Annotated in this window: 18 protein-coding genes; 3 read left to right on the top strand and 15 right to left on the bottom strand. The window is 31.9% G+C overall.

The annotated features are described in order from the left end of the window. Positions 1-87: 87 nt before the first annotated feature. The 13 genes from traN to HX004_RS10755 form a co-directional block, all read right to left on the bottom strand. Positions 88-960 carry a conjugative transposon protein TraN gene (gene traN, locus HX004_RS10815; RefSeq protein ID WP_286442507.1) on the bottom strand — a complete coding sequence of 291 codons (873 nt, stop codon included), beginning with the start codon at positions 958-960 and terminating at the stop codon, positions 88-90. Positions 961-990: 30 nt separating this feature from the next. After that, positions 991-2,274, bottom strand: a complete 1,284-nt coding sequence (gene traM / locus HX004_RS10810) for a conjugative transposon protein TraM (protein ID WP_286442506.1) — start codon at positions 2,272-2,274, stop codon at positions 991-993. Then, on the bottom strand, positions 2,252-2,530 hold the full coding sequence (locus tag HX004_RS10805; RefSeq protein WP_286442505.1) for a hypothetical protein: 279 nt from the start codon (positions 2,528-2,530) through the stop codon (positions 2,252-2,254). Before HX004_RS10805 ends, traM begins: the two co-directional genes overlap by 23 nt. Positions 2,531-2,541: 11 nt before the next feature. Further along, positions 2,542-3,165 carry a conjugative transposon protein TraK gene (traK, locus tag HX004_RS10800; RefSeq protein WP_286442504.1) on the bottom strand — a complete coding sequence of 208 codons (624 nt, stop codon included), beginning with the start codon at positions 3,163-3,165 and terminating at the stop codon, positions 2,542-2,544. Between the two features lie 29 nt (positions 3,166-3,194). Beyond that, positions 3,195-4,190: a conjugative transposon protein TraJ gene (traJ, locus tag HX004_RS10795; RefSeq protein ID WP_286442503.1), complete on the bottom strand. Its 996-nt coding sequence runs from the start codon at positions 4,188-4,190 to the stop codon at positions 3,195-3,197. Between the two features lie 2 nt (positions 4,191-4,192). Beyond that, positions 4,193-4,792 carry a DUF4141 domain-containing protein gene (locus HX004_RS10790; RefSeq protein ID WP_445640815.1) on the bottom strand — a complete coding sequence of 200 codons (600 nt, stop codon included), beginning with the start codon at positions 4,790-4,792 and terminating at the stop codon, positions 4,193-4,195. An 88-nt stretch (positions 4,793-4,880) separates the two neighbouring features. Continuing rightward, positions 4,881-7,397 (bottom strand): TraG family conjugative transposon ATPase, encoded by a 2,517-nt coding sequence (locus HX004_RS10785; RefSeq protein ID WP_286442501.1) that lies wholly within the window; start codon positions 7,395-7,397, stop codon positions 4,881-4,883. Continuing rightward, positions 7,381-7,725 (bottom strand): DUF4133 domain-containing protein, encoded by a 345-nt coding sequence (locus HX004_RS10780; RefSeq protein WP_286442500.1) that lies wholly within the window; start codon positions 7,723-7,725, stop codon positions 7,381-7,383. The genes HX004_RS10785 and HX004_RS10780 overlap by 17 nt, the downstream gene beginning before the upstream one ends. An 11-nt stretch (positions 7,726-7,736) precedes the next feature. Next, positions 7,737-8,045, bottom strand: a complete 309-nt coding sequence (locus tag HX004_RS10775; RefSeq protein WP_039328054.1) for a DUF4134 domain-containing protein — start codon at positions 8,043-8,045, stop codon at positions 7,737-7,739. 171 nt (positions 8,046-8,216) lie between these two features. After that, entirely contained in the window at positions 8,217-8,732 is a 516-nt protein-coding gene (locus HX004_RS10770) for a hypothetical protein (RefSeq protein ID WP_286442499.1), read from the bottom strand. Between the two features lie 3 nt (positions 8,733-8,735). Further along, on the bottom strand, positions 8,736-9,008 hold the full coding sequence (locus tag HX004_RS10765) for a DUF3408 domain-containing protein (protein ID WP_286442498.1): 273 nt from the start codon (positions 9,006-9,008) through the stop codon (positions 8,736-8,738). An 11-nt stretch (positions 9,009-9,019) separates the two neighbouring features. Then, positions 9,020-9,451, bottom strand: coding sequence for a DUF3408 domain-containing protein (locus HX004_RS10760; protein ID WP_286442497.1), 432 nt, complete (start codon positions 9,449-9,451; stop codon positions 9,020-9,022). 4 nt (positions 9,452-9,455) lie between these two features. Beyond that, entirely contained in the window at positions 9,456-10,223 is a 768-nt protein-coding gene (locus tag HX004_RS10755) for a ParA family protein (protein ID WP_286442496.1), read from the bottom strand. An 893-nt stretch (positions 10,224-11,116) separates the two neighbouring features. Between HX004_RS10755 and HX004_RS10750 the strand changes: the two genes are divergently transcribed. The 3 genes from HX004_RS10750 (at position 11,117) to HX004_RS10740 (ending at position 16,110) form a co-directional block, all read left to right on the top strand. Continuing rightward, positions 11,117-13,555, top strand: a complete 2,439-nt coding sequence (locus tag HX004_RS10750) for an HD domain-containing protein (RefSeq protein ID WP_286442495.1) — start codon at positions 11,117-11,119, stop codon at positions 13,553-13,555. A 264-nt stretch (positions 13,556-13,819) separates the two neighbouring features. Then, positions 13,820-14,833, top strand: coding sequence for a nucleoid-associated protein (locus HX004_RS10745; protein WP_286442494.1), 1,014 nt, complete (start codon positions 13,820-13,822; stop codon positions 14,831-14,833). Continuing rightward, positions 14,833-16,110 carry a hypothetical protein gene (locus tag HX004_RS10740; RefSeq protein WP_286442493.1) on the top strand — a complete coding sequence of 426 codons (1,278 nt, stop codon included), beginning with the start codon at positions 14,833-14,835 and terminating at the stop codon, positions 16,108-16,110. Before HX004_RS10745 ends, HX004_RS10740 begins: the two co-directional genes overlap by 1 nt. Before the next feature lie 443 nt (positions 16,111-16,553). On the opposite strand, the gene mobB is transcribed toward HX004_RS10740, so the two are convergent. Both mobB and HX004_RS10730 read right to left on the bottom strand, forming a co-directional pair. Further along, positions 16,554-17,822 (bottom strand): conjugal transfer protein MobB, encoded by a 1,269-nt coding sequence (gene mobB / locus HX004_RS10735; protein WP_286442492.1) that lies wholly within the window; start codon positions 17,820-17,822, stop codon positions 16,554-16,556. A 3-nt stretch (positions 17,823-17,825) separates the two neighbouring features. Next, positions 17,826-18,254 (bottom strand): plasmid mobilization protein, encoded by a 429-nt coding sequence (locus HX004_RS10730; protein WP_286442569.1) that lies wholly within the window; start codon positions 18,252-18,254, stop codon positions 17,826-17,828. Between the last annotated feature and the right edge of the window lie 942 nt (positions 18,255-19,196).

Here is a 19,196-nt window from a genome sequence, read left to right as displayed (position 1 = left end):
CATATATGAACTTATTAAAACTTAAAACAAAGGCGTCTAATCAAAACTTAATGATTGATAGACGCCTTCATTTTTATTATTAAAAACTTAAAATTTAATTTTATTCACCATCAATACATTCTGAATTTTATTTTTATTAACAGCTAATTTTTGTTTTCTAATTCCATTCTTTTCATTGATTTCGATTAAAAGCACCTGTTTATCAGGCAGAGTAAACTGATCTAATATAAAAACATTATCTTGCTTACTTTGGCTATTTATCGTTTGATAGTCAGAATAACTTCTAATTGGTTTTAAAGCCACTTCTTGAATTGTTGTTCGTTTTGAGGTTCTTCTATCTTTAATTTTAAAACTGACATAATCAACCTCATATGGTAAATTACTTTTGTTACTAATTGAGATGTGAAAGTAAAGTTTACCATCTTGAGTATAAATACTTTTTAACCATGCTTCTACCCCGTATGTTTTGCTTTTAATGTTTAGCTCTTTCTTATTCTTTTTGATAATTGCTTTCATCAAAAGATCAACTAAACTTGGACTGATACTACCTAAATCTTTAAATAGGACTTCGCTTTGCTTTTTACTTTTCTGTTTTTCAAACTTAGTTAGGTCATAGCTAAGTTGTATTGGCTGTTCATGATAGGTAGCATTAAAACTATAGTATTTACCATCGTTTGTAATGACTGTAAAATTTGTAGCTGTGATGTCTTCTTTTATTGTTTTTAAACGAAGTACATTAGAAGTAGCCTCTACTTTATTAGCAATTATTTCACTGCTTCCTAAGTCCACATACTCAATACTGCTTGGAAAAAGGATGTGAGTTGTTTTGTTTTGGGTAAGCTCTATCTCATATGGTGTTACCTCAGCATTAGATAAATTAATAGATTGACTGTTTTGTTGAGCCGTTACAGTGTTTACTGCTAGTAAGCACAATAGCATATATTTAATAATTGTTTTCATAATGAATTGTTTTTACTTGATGATTAATTTTTATTCTTTAGGAACAAGAAACAGCTCTTGTCCTTGTTTTAAGGTTACTCGTTGGGCTTTTACTTTCTTTGAAAAATATCCTGACACGCCTTGAATGAGTCCTTTGGTTAGATCTCCTGCTATTTGATCTGAAGCAGATCTACTCATCGATATACTTGTACCTGCGGTCTGTCCCATATTAGCTATGATTTCTTTCGAAGCGCTTATTTCTTGAAGGTCTAATACCTCTAAGCCTTTTTGTCCATAATTATCATAACCAATAAGCTCTGTTTCTATGATGGTATTGTCGATTTTAATAGAGTTTACACTAAGCTCTAATCTACCGTTACTTACTTTGACTTTAGCAATAAGCGTACTCGTCTCAGGTAACAGAGCTCCGTTTATTACTATACTTTCTAAGAGTTTTAATTTAATATAACCTTCGTTTATAATGACCTGATCTTCTTTGAAACTAACTCGTATGCTATTTTTATGAGTTTGCGTTTTACGCTCTCCTTCTGCTGTATAAAAGGTTGGATTATTTTCAAGATTAATAGGTAAGAAATCCTGTAAACTCATCGGTTTTACAAGTGAAGAGACAATATCTTTATTTGTTTTGTCAACCACTATTATAGCCTGTTTTTTACTTGAAATTGTTTTGACATTTGTAGTTTCACTTGAATATGGTAATTCAGTTTGGTTTTGTCCACCTGGTAAATACTTTGCCGCCATCTGAAATGACTTTTCCATAAGCTCTAATTGATTATCCATCGTAAGAGCAGTTGGAGTTTCTTTTTCTTCAAGTCGTTTTTCTAACTCTTCTATTTGCTTTTTAAACTTATCAGTTTCAGAGTTTGTTGTATTATCATAAAAACTGCTGAGTACCTCTTGGCTTTGCTTATAGTTCTGAAATGATCTTTCATAAGAAGTGTTGGTAGGCTCCTCGTTGTAATCTTGATGATTATAATGGCTAGTTGACTCTTCTTGAGACTCATTCCAATAATCCGCTAAGGAGTGCATCTGGTTTTCATTTTCCTGCTTTTTTTGTTCCCATAGCTCTTTTTCATAGGCTTTGACCTTGTCTGTTGGCATCCCCTGTGTTATTGCTTCGGGAACTGAATCATTGTGTGTGATAAGCTCCTTATCTTCTGGTTTAAACAAAAGATACATTGCCCCTAAAAATACAATCCCCATTAAAGCAAAAACAATATACTTTTTGTGTTTTTCTATAAGCTCTTGAAATACTTTATTTTCTTTGGGTACTTTCTCTATCTGGTGGGTTTTATTTGTTTGATTGTGGTTCATAACTCTTGATTTTAATAGTTGATTTTACCTTTTGCTTTTCAAGCAAATACTTTACAGGCCTGATATTGTTTTGTTTCTCTTGACTATCTGATGTTAGTTTAGAACTAAAGCTTGTCTTTACAATAAAAAAGCAAACAAGGCTATAGAATGTAAATACAGTAAGTAATAAAGATTGTTGCCTTTTTATTGAGAGGCTATTCCAATAGGTCTGTAGCCTACTGGAATAACTATGTCTTAAAAATTGTAGCTTATTCATAAGTTTTGTTTTTAGCGTTTAACAACTTCTAAGTCTTTGTTCTCTAAAACAGTAAACTTCTCAATGATAAACCCCTGAGGGTTGTTATCGGATCTAACCGCAGATATGAGCTGACTACTTGTAACAAGGTTTCTTTTGGTTAGATTACTTGATCGTATGATGTACTGGGTAGCATAGGTCGTTGTTTTATAGGGATAGGCATTAAAGTCTATTTTAATGCTATCTACCTCAACTCGTTGTTGAATATTTCCTGAGATAACCCTACTGTAATACCCTTTTTCAAGTAGATCTTTGTAGTAATCAAAGGCAGTTTTATCAGAGAGATTAAACGCTCGTTGCATATTGCTCTCAATAGCAGCTTTTTCAGGTGAGAGGGTAAAGAACAGCTCGTGAAAGCGCCTTACGTGTTCTCTTGCCTCTACTGGTCTATTTATACTCGCATCTTGAGATAGGGCAAGCATAAGGGATTTCCCCTTGTCAAGAACATAGATTTTCTCTCGTTGCTCTTTAGCAAAATCATAACTTTTGTAGATAGAGAAACCGACAATTAGTAAGCAAACTGTAGCAAATACAATGGCATAAAGCCGAATCTGTTTAAAGCTATTTTCTATATTTCGAAGTGATTTAAATTCCATAGTTTATTGGTTTTTATAATTTATCATGTCTATTTCTTCATGAGTTTACCAGCAATATTGCCAACTACTGCTCCTGCGCCCGCTGTTGCCATATTTCCTGTTTTCATCACCGTTTGATTCATATTGCGCATAAAGTTTCCGGCTCCACCGGCTTGAATTACCCATCCTGTTACCGTTGGAATCGTAAAGTATCCTACAATGCCAATAATCATAAATATGACATAAACGGTATTAGAGGTATCGGGAATAAAACTGGGATCTGAAAGCATCTGCATATCTCTTTCGATAATTAGCGATTGGATCTTAGCTAGCATGGCGCTAAATAAATCCGCTACTGGAAGCCAGAGATATACGCTTATATACCTTGTGAGCCACTGGGTAAGTGTAGATTCAAAACCACTCCATATTGAGATGGCAAAGGCAATGGGCCCCAGTATGGAAAGCACAACTAAAAAGAACGTGCGAATCGTATCAATAACAAGGGCTGCGGCTTGAAAGATCATTTCTAAAAAATCTCTAAAGGCATCTCTAATTACTTTCTGCGTTTCATAAATTCCCTTTTCTATATACATCCCACTCATGGTTGCTAAATCCGATGGAGACCAACCTAGCTCATCGAGTTTTTTGTCAAATTCTTCCTTAGAAACTAAATATGCTGTCTCTGGATTTCGGAGCATCGCTTCTTTTTCTAAAACGTCTTTTTGCTGTTGCAAACCCGTTAAATCAATCACTTGATTCTCTAGTATCTGATGTGTCCCTTTAACCACTGGGCTAAGCACCGTGTTTAGTGTTCCAAGTACAAGGGTTGGAAAAAACATGATACAGATGCCCAAAGCAAACGGTCTTAGCATTGGATATACATCAATAGGTTCTGCGCTTGCTAGGGCTTGCCATACTTTCAAGCCAATATAAAAAAGAGCCCCCAGACCAGCTAAGCTTTTAGCCACCCCTGCCATCTCAGCCGATAGTGGCATCATATCATAATAGAGATTTTGAAGTACCTCGTGTAAATTACTCTCTCCCATAGCTACCAGTATTTTTGATTGGAGGTTCCATAGAGATCAAGTACCCTCTGAGTATTATTTTTCTTTTTTGCTCTTAAGATGCTAATACCTATATTTTTTCTAGTGTAGTAACTAACAAGGTTATGATAGTCCTTTACTTCATTGTAAACTCTGTCTATTACATCCATGCGCTCTTTGTCATTTAAAGAAAGACTCGAAGCGCTTATAATCTGCTTGAGTTCTTTTAAAAGCTCGGTACTCTCATTTAAAAGAATGCTATACCCATTGGCAATAGCGACAAGTTCCTGAGCAGAGAAATTTGGATCATTGAGCATTTTGCCAAAGTTTTTGACATAGAGCTCTGAGACGTCTCCAACTAGCAGCACTGTTTGTTGCACTTTCCTTGCATCTTTAATTAGATTATTGACCGCTTGCAGTTTGTCATAATACTCTTTGCCTTGTTTATAGACTTTTTCTACTTCTTTAAAATTTTTAATTACATTATCCACCGTGGCAGAAGTTTGAATAATTTCATTGGCACTGTTTAGTATTCCTGAGGCTAAATTTCCAGGATCACTCACCACCCATTGGGCGCGAATTTGTATGGGTAGAACCAGTAGCATCACTACTATAACTACCTGAGTTAGTTTTTTCATTTTGATTGTGTTTTAGTTGATTGTTTTTTCACTCGATTTTCCTTGCGAAGTTGGATTAGAGCACTGTCTTGTATTCTTCTTCTTCTTGCCTTTCTTGCACCAGGCGTTTTATTGCCATTTCTACATTACCATCAAGTGCTTTAGCCAGGTTCATTACCTCTAGCTTTTCGGTCTCCTCTGTAGTATAAGCGAGATATTCCGAGTAGCTTACTTCTGTAGCATATACGCCAGAGAGAGTTCCCCCAAGACCAATCCACACTTCTTTGTAAAGGCGATTTGGATTGTTGTTTAGATTAATAGAAAGTATCTGCGCTTTTTCTTTGTCAGTGAGTCCAAGCATCGCCTGTATATCATCAAACTTGTTCATATATTTACGCTGATCAAGCAGGATCTTACAATCTGAATTATTGATGATACTTTCCTTTACAATCGGAGATTGGATGATGTCATCCACCTCTTGAGTTACCACAATTGCTTCTCCAAAAAACTTTCTAACAGTCTTAAACAAATACTTTAAGTAATCTGCCATACCCTCTTTAGCTATTGCTTTCCAAGCTTCTTCAATTAAAATTAGTTTACGCTGTCCTTTAAGTCTTCGCATCTTATTTATAAACACTTCCATAATGATAATAGTCACAATGGGGAAAAGAATTTTATGGTCTTTTATTGCGTCAATTTCAAAAACGATAAAGCGTTTATTAAGTAAATCAAGCTCACTTTCTGAGTTTAACAAATAGTCATATTCACCTCCTTTAAAGTAGGGTTCAAGTACATTTAAAAAGTTAGCCAGATCGAAGTCTTTTTCTCTAACTTGTTTGTTTTCTAACTCAGCTTTGTAATCAGTTTTGATATACTCATAGAAAGTGTTGAAGCTTGGTTTTATATCGCTATTTTGAAGTTTTTGAATGTACCCACTAACTGCGTTTGAAAGTGCTACTTCCTCAGCTCGTGAGGGCGGCTGGTCATCCCGCTTCCAAAGCGTTAAGATCAGGGTTTTAATACTCTCTCTTTTTTCAATATCAAATACACCATCGTCGGTATAAAAGGGATTAAAAGCAATTGGGTTTTCTTCAGTGTAGGTAAAATATACGCCGTCCTCCCCTTTTGTTTTGCCTTTAATGAGCTCACATAATCCTTGGTAAGAATTCCCTGTATCAACTAAAAGCACATGAGCGTTTTGCTCATAATACTGACGCACCATATGATTGGTAAAAAAGCTCTTACCACTTCCCGATGGTCCCAAGATAAACTTGTTGCGGTTAGTGATAATTCCTTTTTTCATGGGGAGATCTGAAATATCCAAATGAATTGGTTTACCAGTTAATCGATCTGCCATTTTAATTCCAAAGGGAGATAACGAGTTCTGGTAGTTGGTCTCCCCTGTAAAAAAGCATAAGGCAGGTTCAATGAACGTATAAAAGCTTTCTTCACTTGGAAAATCCCCGCTATTCCCTGGCATACCTGCCCAGTAAAGTGTGGGAGCATCCGCTGTATTGTGTCTTGGCACACACTCCATAGAAGCGATTGCACTTCCTGTGTCGTTTTTAAGCTGTTTAAGCTCACTATGATTATCAGACCATGCCATTACATTAAAGTGAGCCTTAATGGATGTTAATCCTTTACTATGAGCTTCATTTAGATACTCTTCTATCCACTGCTTGTTTATTTGATTAGCTCTGCTATATCTAGCTAGAGAATGCATATTCTTGGCAGACTTTTCAAATTGCTTTAAATTAGACTCACTGTCTTCAATAAACAAATACTGATTATAAATGTGATTACAATTAAGTAGTAGTCCAACAGGCGAGGCAAACGACAAAGCCATGCTACTTTTATCGGTTGATAGTTTTTCATAACGAGATAAATAAGACACCTCAGTAGGCAAGTCATCTGTACTTGAAAGGGTATGTAAAGAGAGTTTATTATCTCCTACTCTAACCTCCTCAGCACTGATGCCAATATCCTGAAGACTTCCTCTTTTAGTAGAGCTTAGAGTCAGATACTGTTCTAAAAGTCCACTTTTATCTTCTGAGCCTATGATATCCTCTTCTGTTAGTTTAATTAAGTGAATGAGTCCACTATCATTGACGATTTTTTCAAGTTGAGTAGTTGCCTCTAAAAAGCTCTGAACCGTGTCTTTATCTCTGATTTCTTTTGGAATTAGGTCCCCTCTTGTAAGGGATGAAAAATTACTCTGATTTTTAATTCGCTCCTTGGTAGTTTTTGTGATAAACAAATAACAGCTGTGATTCAGATAGGGACGCTCATTAAAATGCCTTTCAAAGCTTCTGCTTAAATAGCTTTGTTCTGCGTCTTTAAAATCAGCCTGATAACTCTCTTTTACAAACCAATCTTGTTTGTGAAAAACCGTAAACTCAGGAAGCGTTTTAATCGCTTTATGCCACACACTGTGAATAGTTTCATATTCTTTATCTGAGATGGTAAATATCTCAGGTAAGATGACCTTGTAACAAACCGTTATATCTCCTTGTTTGGAGACCATACAGTTGTTCTCTACCGAAAGAATCGGAAACATTCTTTCAAGTGTATTTGTCTTAGCTGTATTTCTCATAACTTCTTAATTTTAAGTTTCTATTGAAATACCCTTTTACCTCTTTTCTTGAGATGATATACTTTGGAAAGTATTTTCTTGCTTGAAGCTTCATAAGTCCATACTGACCATATTTCTTGTTTAGTGAAAATACTTTGTAGATCAGATAGCCTGATGTACCAAGCCCAAAGGCTAAACAAATAAAATTGTTTACCCCAGCCATATACATCACCATAACAAGAATAAGATTCCCCAAAAGTCCACCTGCAAAATAAAACAGATACTGAGCCTTGAGCCCTTTAAACTCTACGCTTGCTCCAATGCCTTTATTGATACTATACTTTTTCATAAGCGCATCATTTAAAGGAAAAATGAGCGAAGAATTGTAGCAGCTACAATTAAGAAAATACAAGCTCCAAACCAGCTTGCTGCTGTCTTGCTTGTATCGGGATCACCACTAGAGAATTTGTTGTACACCTTTACCCCTCCAATAAGTCCTACTACTGCTCCAATGGCATAGATAAGTTTAGTGGCTGGATCAAAGTACGAGGTGACCATTTGGGTAGCTTCGGTGATTCCTGCGGTTCCATTTCCTTGAGCTAAGAGTGGTAAACTGCTAAGCACAACAAGTAGTAAGAATAACCTTTGTTTGATTGTTTTTGTTTTCATAAGAATGACATTTAATTAGTTATAATCATGCCCTTTGCATGATATTTTGGTAAATGTCTTTTGAAAACTGTTTGAGAGAGGAGTTGTGGAAGCTAGTGGATGTAAATGGCGATAAGGTGTAATAAAAAAGGCGTTAAGTGTGGTTTACTATAACGCCTTCAAAGTTTTTCTTTACACAAAATCATTTATATTAAAATCTTCACTACCTATTACTTCTTCTTCTTTTTTTGGTGATTTTTCCTTTAAGGATTGATCTAATAATTTTGCTATTGTTTTAGCAGAATCAGGCATTGCCTGTTGAAGTAATTCCAATAACTCTGAACCTTCTATTTTTTTAGCTGTTTTTACTGTAGTCTCATTAATTAACTCTTCTTCGATATATCTAACAAAACTATTAAGTTCATCTGTACTAACCCTTTGAGTAAACTCATTATCTAAAGGTTCTAAATTCTTGCTTAACTCTTTTTCTTCCTCTTCTAAATCAAGTTCATCTTCTGTTTGACTCATTAGCGATTGCTTTAGAACAACTGGTTTACTTTCACCTATAATACTTACAGGAATATCTTGTTTAAAAGGTAGCTCTTCTGTTTTAATTGGGTTCTCCTGTTTACTGGTTTTATTTTTATCTAATAACAAAAGAGCAAGTACAAGTACAAGTACAAGACTGATTATGATAACGATTTCCATAAATTAGAGAATTGGTTTAAAATGTTCTTGAAAATAAGACTTGATATCATCTGAATGATCCTTAAGATGTTGTTCTAAGATATTATCAATATAAGCATAGAGCGTTGTCTTATTTTCTTTAGATAATTGAACAAGGCGAATGAGTACCTCATGGTGTTCAGGGCGGATGTACACCACTTTTCCTTTACTATTTGCAGGTAATCGATTAACTAAAAACTGATCCTCATATTTCTTAGTATCGTTTTTTGCTTCTGTTTTTTTGAATATATTTTTCATTTTCTTTCTTATTAGATTGGTTTATACTTGTCATTGTAACTCTTGGTAATCTGCTGAGCAAACTCATCAAAGTGATTGTCTAACAAATTATCTAAATAGGCATAAATTGTTATTTTGTCCTCACCTATTATATGAATGATACGAGTTAGTTTTTCATGAAACTCAGGTCTTATATACACTGTCTTACCATCTCTGGCATTGGTATCTGATTTTTTAAAAAAGATAGTTTCGTAATCTGTTTCAACAGATTGCTTTGTTTGCTTCTTTTGTTTTGAAACAGAGTTCTTCTTTAAAGGTGTCTCCTCTATCTTTCTCTGTTCTTCTACTTTTTCAATCTCTAACTGAGATGGTTCTTTGATTCCTTCTTTTCTAACTCCATCAACCATTAGACTCATCATTAGTTCTTCATCAATATGCGGTTGTTTTTTGCTTTCTTTTTCCATGATATTATAATTGGATGATTGTTAAAAATTCTTCTATAAAAAGGTCTAAGCCACTTGCTTTACTCAGACGTTTATCTGGTGGTAGTAAAGTGGAGCGGAAAACAAGTTTACTTATAGTTTCACTCTCCTTTCGAAATCTGCTACTACTTTTAATCTGACTTTGCATTAAACTGAAATCAAATTCCTTAATAGCTTGGTTATAGATATCATACAAAGGAGTGCTTTCCCTGCCATCCACTTGGTTCCAAAATAGATTGATACTTTGTATTGCTGTCTCTGATTTTTTCATAACAACATCTCGTAAAAGTTGTGTAAAAACAAGTGTGCTTTCCATCACTACTCTATCGGCTGTGATAGGCGTAAAAATATAATGCATGCCCGACAATGCGTTTAGAATTCCAGCGGTATTAACCGTACCTGGTAAATCGAAGAAAACTATATCAATAGGAATTGGTGATTCAATAACAAACTGTTTTGCAGCGCCTAATACATTATCCGCTTTTTCTTGTAAAATCGGATATGCTTTTTTATTAATCGTTGTAAACTGCTTATAAGCGAGTTTTTTAAGCACATCGTTTTTCATCACGATGGATAAATCTCGTTCTTTCATTTTCATAAGACTGTGTTGTGGGAAATCTGCATCAAAGACAACTACATTGTAATCCATTTGATAATGTAAAATACTTGCCACTAACGTTGTAAATGTGCTTTTACCAACTCCTCCTTTTTGAGATGAGAAAGCAACAAAGATTGGTTCCTTTTTTGTTTTCATAATTGTATGTATTTAGCTATCTGCATAAGTAAATAGATACGTTAGTCTATCAGTAAGTTTGTGGTCATCTATATCAGTAGTTTTTTACTTAGTCAAGTAGTGAACTATAAGCCGAATTAAATACTTAGTTAATTAATTACCTGTTTAGCTATATATTTTTCTATGTAATGCTTTACATAAATAGTTAAACAGCTACGCTTGCACGTAACATAATAGATACTTAAATAACTACTTGTTACTCTAATTATATACTAATGCGCGTAATGACCTTTTTACTTACTTTTTTAGATACATCAGTACAAAGCAACTGATCTATCTACCTATGCAAATATGATTATACATACAAAGAAACTTCATAAACCAGCTAAATCTGATTTATGGCATTTTGTGGTAATACTTGGCATTTTAATGTCAAATAGCGGGTGATTTACTACTATGAAATCACTTTAGATTTTACTTTGTAAAATTGATGGAATTACTAATCGAAAGATTAGAGCAAGTTATGTTTTGAGGCACTCGAAATACAGTTTGTGCCATCAAAACGACTTGCTCTTGCAGAGGGCTGGAAAACTACTCCGAAGTCGTTAGTTTTTTGTTGAAATAATAGATAGACTCAAAATATTGAGTGGTTTACGGATTTCCGTAATAAAGATTAAGAAAATTAAGTTATGTTTGAAGAGAATAAATAATCTTGTTGAATTGTTTTTGCTATCTATAATCAGTTACTTTAGTAAGTATCTTAATTCATAAAAAACTGATTATCGTAGTAAAAGATTTAATAAAATACGCATATAGGTGTTATTTTAGGATACTACACTGTGTTGTGTAAAAAATAATATTATGCCTCATGCAAAAAGATAGACAATACTAATATTAATGTGAACTAATTTAAAATGCTAGACGATTATAAAGATGAATACCTATTGAGGCTTCAAAAAAATTTAATTTATAATACATTAAAAAATAAATGTCAGGATAAGGACACTGAGGTAATTGCATTAATAGATGAAGCTGTATCATATGCTTTTCAACGTACAAAAACCATAATAAAACACATGGGTGAGTTTACACTCCATGACGGAGACCATTTATTTAGAGTGTTAAATTTAATGGAAAAACTTCTAACAGAGCCTGTAATAAAAAAACTCTCCTCACCCGAATTGATGCTACTTATATTATCTGCTTTTTTTCATGATATAGGCATGTCACCAGATGAAAAAGATGTCTTAGCATGGAAAAAAAACTGGGACACTGAACCTGTATTTGAAGATAGTGGTGAAGAGAAATCATATAATGAATTTAAAAGATTTTATTCAGCAAGACCTGACCAAAATGAAATAATTAATCGATTAATAACACAAGGAAAAAATACAGAGGCCGATACTATTAAATCATATTTGGTAACAGAGTTTATTCGTCAAACACATGCGGATCGAGCTAGAGAAATTATTGACAGAGCTTGGAATGGAAAAATACTTTTTCGTGATACAGATTTGACTGTTGAATTAGCTCAAATTTGTTTTAGTCATAATGAAGACGCATTAACCTTGCTTGAACTTGATAAAAACTTTCTTTGTGGTTCAAATAATTTTGCTTGTCTTCCTTTAGTTGGAATTATTTTGAGGCTCTCTGATATTTTAGATTTTGATGCTAAAAGAACTCCACCAGTTCTTTATTCTCATCTATATGTAAGACACCCTGTATCAATAAATGAATGGAATAAACACAGAGCCGTTGAAGCTTGGGAAATTAATCCTGAATTGATTCAATTTAACGCGAAGTGCAAACATCCTGCAATTGAAGCATCAATACATGCTTTCTGTAACATGATTGATCAAGAACTTAGCATCTGTAATAATATTGCTAATTCTCTTAATGAATTTAACAAAAGTAAAAATAGAGAAATCAATCTGAAATTTCCGTTTAAAGTTAATCGTGACAAAATAAGAACAGAAACAGATATTCGTAACAAACCTAAGTACATTTATAGAGATACACAGTTTAACTTAAGTAAGAGACAAGTTATTGACCTTTTAATGGGCACAAAACTTTATGGAAATCCAGAGGTTGCTTTACGAGAATTATTGCAAAATTCTATTGATGCTTGTCTTTTAAGGCAGGCACAAGAAACAAAATGGGGAAATCCTTACCTACCTGAAGTAACTATTAAATATTATATTGAGGATAACGATATAATACTTGAAATTGAAGATAACGGAACAGGAATGGATCAATATATAATTGACAATTACTACTCAAAAGTTGGTTCGTCATTTTATAAATCAACAGACTTTTACAATTTAAAATCTGAATCAAATGCTGATTTTACCCCGACATCAAGATTTGGTATTGGAATTTTGTCATGTTTTATGGTAGCAGATACTCTAATTGTAGATACAAAAAGAGTTTATGCACCTCATAAATCTAGTGATGCCTTGAATATAACTGTTGAAGGTCAGGAAAGTATTTTTTGGATTAAAGAAGGTAAACGAGAAACCCCTGGTACCACTACAAAATTAATTCTTCGAAAAACTCAGAATCCTTGGGAAAGAATGAGTGAAGAAGATTTTATTCAATCTGTTGAAAATGTTATTCCAAACCCACCATTTAAAATTAATATAGAAACTACGTCCCATAATAAAATCAGAGATGAAAATAGTTTTAAAGAATTTACATCTAACTCAATAAAAGATAATTCTTGGAAACAGAATGAAAACATTAGAACTTTTGAAATATTGCTTGACAATAAAGAGATTGGAATTGTTGGATCAGCAACAGTTGCTGTTTTAGAAAGTCACGGCAAACCTGTTAGTAGAATTGATTTAAACTCTAGAGACGTTGAAATCGAAGGTAAAATATATACTTTAGAAAGAAGTATTCAATTATCAGAGAATTCTATTTCTGAATCTTCAAAATCAATAACAATTAATGATGATGGAGAAATAAATGAAGACAGTACATCAAGTAAATTTTCACGTTCAAATTCGAGACTTTCATTGCATGGAATTGAAGTACCTTCTACTTTATTTCCTGAACCATGGATAAGAAAAGATAATCAAGTTAAGATATCATGGCCTTTCCCATTAGTTTTAGTTGTTGATATTTTAGGCAATAGAGATTTAGACCTAAATTCTCCAAGGACAGAAATAATAATGAGTGAAAAGTGGATTGATTTTGAAGAAGCAATCGCATTTTTAATTTGTAATAGTATTTCAAAATCCGTTGAGATTGAATATTGGAATGAACTCAAAACCATATTAGTTTCTAGAACAACAAATGAGTCATTTCTAAGAAGCATTAATAAGATTAATCTTACTAATATAAAAAACTAGTATAATAAATAAAGTACGAAGGCGTAACAATGGCTTGAAGCAAAGGCAGGCTAAGGTTAAAGTTTTGGCCTTCTTTTTTGAAAAAATCCAAATATGCGGTCTTTTTCTTAAAATTTATTCAATTAATTAGATTTTTGCTTATCATGTCGCTAAACTAAAAATTTTCGTTTCAATTTCCGCCACGTGCGGCAAGCCCTGAAACGTTGTGTGGCATTTTTTATAAAATACAAAAAACAATATATCTACAAAAAAAGAGACAATAAAATGGAATTAAGGAAAATAATAATTCACGAATTAATAAAAGAAAAAGAAAGCAGAGAAGTTGCAATAGAGCTGTCAGAGGAATTAATTCCAAATAATGAAGAATCGGCAGCTTTGGTATCAGCACTTTCAGATAGCTATAAAACCGATAAAATTTTATATGCAATCTTTGACAATTCAGAAGGTAAATATTTTCCTGAAAAATTTTCAGAATACAGAGAAACAGATAGAAATGATGCTGATTTCATTAGTTTCACGAGACTTGTAATGGGGAATTTGGTTGAATTTATAAGACCCGTAATTTTTGCAACGGGTGGATATTTTGTTTTTTCAGAATATAGTGAAAATGGTTATGACTTTATTTCAATTTTTTTAATTCGTGACGTTGAAGGAAGAATTTTAAGAAGAACCCAAAATTCATTTTCAATTCAAACTGTTGAATATGTAGATACCAAAAATCTTGCAATGGCTTGTCGGATAAATGAAAATCGAATTAATAGTGAAGGAACAAATTACATTTCTTTTACACAATTAAGACAGCAAGAAGTTTCTGAATATTTTAAAACTTGGGTTTCTATTCAGCAACTTGAAAGTAGTAGTGATTATACAAAAGCATTATATACAATAATCAGCCAAATTATTCCCCCAATTAACCCAGAAACTAATGTTCAATATCCAATTGAAGCTTTTAGAAATTTAGTATATAATTATACTTCTTCAAGTCCAAATAACACTGTCAACATTCGAGATTTAAGTCAACATTTCTATGGAAATCCTAATACTGTCTCAGATTATGCAGATGAAAACAATATATCATTAGATACAGAATTTAGATATAACAAAAGACAACTTAAAAAATTCATCAAACTTGAAGTAAATCGTGATGGAATAAATTTAAAATTTTCAAGAGGAACTTTAAACGATAAAATTAGAATTTCTGAAGAAGATCCAAATATTGTCATAATTGAATCAGAAAGCTTTGCAAATGCATTAAGAGTTGAAATAGATAACAACTAATGATAGATAACCATAAACATATATTTGAGGTATTTAAAAAATCTGAATTTTCTATAAATTCAGATGATATCGTTTTTTGCTATTCTAAAGATATTGAAAAAGAATTATCTGATTTGAATATAAATTTTCTAAAAATTAGAGAAGAATCTCTTACTGTTGAGAAAAATGATTTAGATTTCTATGTTTTTGAAAAAACAATTGATTATCTAAAAATGAATGAAGTAGTAAAAACGGGAAACGTTTTAATAATCAATAAAGAAGGTATTCCACTCTCGTTAATTGATGGCAAAACTTTTACTAATTTTATTGAAGATGAAAATAATTTTTTATTTTCAAATTCAATATCATTCAACGAATTCATCGAATTTATAAAATCACAAGAAATCGATTCTGATGAAGCATTCCACTTTGTAGATTATGTAAACAAAACAAACAGAAAAATTGTATTTACAAGTTTAAGTGAGAAAGGAAGAATAATCATAAATTACTATAATGAAATATATCACTTCGATAGTAAAATCGATTATAGTATTCCTGTTGAAGAATTTAAATCTTGTTTTAGTAAAGAAAATTTACATTTGCCAAAATTTTTAAAAAATTCAATCATTGAATTTTCTTCAAAAAGTAAAAAAGACATACGAATTAATGAGTTATTTGAAAATTTAGACAAAATAATAAAAGATGCAAAGATAAATTTTGAAATTTATTTGAATAATTTATCTATTAACTCAATCAAAAAAGAATATGATGAATATAAAAGTAAATATTTTAAAGAAATTTCTGAGATTCTCTCTAATATCACTCAAAAAATAATAGGTTTACCCATTGTTATTGCGACAACATTATTTGCTTTAGAAAAAGTTCAAATTTCTGTTCAATTTTTATCAATGATTATTATTACAGTATTAATAACTAATGTTTATTTAGTTCTCTTGCTAAAAATTAATTTTAATGATTTAGCATACATAAAAACAGTTTCTGAAAGAGATTATAAAAAACTAATTTCAAATAATTTTTTTTTAGTTTTCCCAGAAGAAAAAAAATATTTTAGAGAAATTAAAACAAGGTTAGAGGAAAGAGTAAATCAATTGAAAAACATTTGCGAAACTTATTACTGGATAATTGGGTTAACAAATACAGGGCTAAATGTATTGATTTTTAGTAAATTAAATCTTTCAACAGAACTGATTTTTATTATAAGTTTAATATCTATAGGAGTACTTGCATTTATAAGAAATAGTATTTTAGAAAAAACAGAAAAAAAACATCTTAAATAACTAAGCTTTCGTCTTGCCCAAAGGGCACAACATCATTACACATGATGATTTAACCGTTAGATTAGAAGGTATAGTAGAAAAGTTTACATAAACTATCTTTAAAAAGGAAAGTATAAACAAATGTCAAACATCCAAAATATTATTTATTTCAAAAAGACTATCTTTACGTAATGAATCAAATGATTCCAATCATAGCCCAAAACTTTCCGAATAAGGTGCTCACCACAATTTAAAAAAGTGAACATCCCTATTTATAAAGCATACGGAACAAAAGAGGCTAACCCTCTTTCTCCACAACATAATTAGAATAATTACCTTATAAAGGTTTCAAAACGAAACAAAAGCCTGTAAATTTAATGAGTTTACAGGCTTTTATATTTGACTTAGATAGTTATTTGTTTTAAAAGTGCTCATAATATGAATATCTAATTAGGTGCACTGTCTCAGAAAGATCTTTTTTTTCTTCTTTTGATTCTTTTCTCAAAACTCAACTCTTCATAATCTATCTCTTGGTTATTATTTAAAAGATTAAACAATGATAAAAACTCATCATTATTAAAATTGGTAGTATCAGAATATAAATGTTCAAACATTGGATGTAACTCGTCTGATTCATTAGTATTAGCCTGTTGAGAAAGTATTAAAATTGAACGAGGATAATCTTCTGTACTACTCCATTTTTGATTCAGTGTATTAGCAGATAACTCTTTACTTAAATCAGAGCCTTTGTAGACACCTTTTAAGTTATGGTCGATAAAAGTTACACCATAGATACGATTGTCTTTGTTTTGAAAAATAACAACGTTTATTCCGTGATTTAAAAGTTCTCCTTTAAACTCTTGTAATGAGTTGGTTGTGTTTAAGGCTACTTCAATTGTCTGTTTTAAATTAACTTTGTTTGGGGATCTTCGTAAAATCTCCTTTGATTTTGAAAAGCACCCTTTTAATGATTGATAGCCTGCATCTTTATCAAATAGTGATGCCTTAAACGGATTACTAACCTTCTCCCCTTTTTCATTTAAAGCAAAGTACACTAAACCTTTTTTTGTTTGCTCGTTGTAAATAGCTTCCACCCTTTCAGCTCTGATATTAAATAGAGATAATAAGGCATTATAACTTGTGAGACTATCATACTTATAATACTTGGGTAGATATCTTATTACTGAGGCAATTTGAGCTTTTAAATTATGTTTGGTATAATCAACTGGTTTCAATTGAATTTGTTTAGATTCCTCTTTTGTTTGATTTATAGAAGAGGTTAGATTAAACTTCTTTTCAATTTCACGACAAGTTTTCATTGATTTTAGATGATCGTATTTATCATCAATTTTCTTTCCTTCTAAATCTGTACATACTGTTACGATATGAATGTGTTCTCTTTCTATATCACTATGCTTATAGATGATGTAAGGTTGATTTTTATAGCCCATACTATCCATATATTGTTTAGCTATTTCATTTAATGTATCATCAGATAATTTATCATTGGGATTGGGATTTAAAGAAATATGTCGTACAACTTTTTCTGTCTTGTTATTTAAAAGTAAATAGGGTTCGAAGTGCTTGTAAAGTTGAGCGATATAGTTTGAAGTGATATTTGGTTCTGGCAGATTGTTTGTAAACAAAACGGAGCCTTGTCCTTTATCAACTTTTAATTGATTGTAGGACAAGGCTCCTATAAGATTACTCCCTTTACCAATCTTAACTATCATAATTTATAGATTAGAATTTAGGTATTTCTCTTCAAACTCCTTGGTTAGCTTGATAATGTAATAACAAAGCTTTGATAAGTCCTTTGTATACTCTTCAAGTTTTGAGATAGAACGTTTGGCTCTATTTTCTGAGAAGTATTGATTGCATAGCTTTACCATTTGGTTGTAGTTTACTCCTACTGCTCTAAATTGGTTAATTAGTTTAGTTAGTGTAGCATGATATTGCAATGCTGCCACATCGATCTTGACTGTTTTAACTTGTCTGTCTAAAAGCATAGAAACAAGAAAGCTTGCTTTGTTTGTCATTCCAGATGATGCAAACAAAGCAAGCAATCGTTGGTTTTCAGATTCAGTAAGTCTGAAAACATGTCTATATTTTTTAGGATTAGATTTTAGTTTTCTTCCTCCTTTGTTTTTAGTGATGGTTTGTATCATGTCTTATCTTGATTTTTGTCAAGATAAGTTTAGCTTCTAATACTTCTACTTTATAGGTACTTAGTGGTCTACCATGGCGGAGATTGGACAAGCAAACAAAATATGATCTTCTATTTAAAAATTAATTATTCTTATTGAGTTCAACAAACTTTTCTGTTTTAGTGTTTTTAAAACCAAAAGTAGCCTTGTTTAGTTTCTTTAAAGAAGCCGTTAGTTCACAAAATTCAGCATAGGAAAGTTGATTTATCATTTGATCGTTAATCGATGTAACTTGATCTCCTATTTTTATGTCGGCTTGTTCTAATTCAGATCAATCCCATATAAAGCAAACTTCTACTTGTTTACTCTCATTTAGACAAAATTTAGCTCCCCAGTCGGTTTGGCTTTTACTGCTAGAACTCGAATGATAATTGATCAATAAGACTATTAAAAACACAGTTATCATAGCCAAAAAAAAATCTATTGGTGGCAATTCTGCTAGTTGTTTTTCCTGAAGGACACTGCACATTGATACTTTTCATTAAAAAAGATTAAAGAATTTGTGTATTTCGAAATTATAAGTTATGTTTGCGCCAGAAAAACAAAAAAAATGTACAATTCAATTATTATTTCTTCTATTATTTTTACAGGTGTGGTTTCACAATCTGAGGGGGAATAATTTTGATACAATCAAAATAATATAAAAGAAGAGCCTCCTGAGAAATTAGGAGGCTTTTTTTATAAAAACAAATTAGAAATTGACAAAATGAAATTATATAACAACACTATTATTATCAGCATTATTATTAACTCGCCACTGTGAGAGATGCTGCTATATGCCAAATTGTAAGCCTTTCTCATTCTGGGAAAGGCTTTTTTTATGAAACAAATTAGAAATTGACAAAATGAAATTATATAACAACACTATTATTATCAGCATTATTATTAACTCGCCACTGT

Origin of the sequence: Myroides sp. 1354, from assembly GCF_030324495.1 — a bacterium.
Lineage (GTDB): Bacteria > Bacteroidota > Bacteroidia > Flavobacteriales > Flavobacteriaceae > Flavobacterium.
The sequence above is the reverse complement of the archived record's forward strand: the minus strand, read 5'-3'. Positions and strand labels throughout refer to the sequence as shown.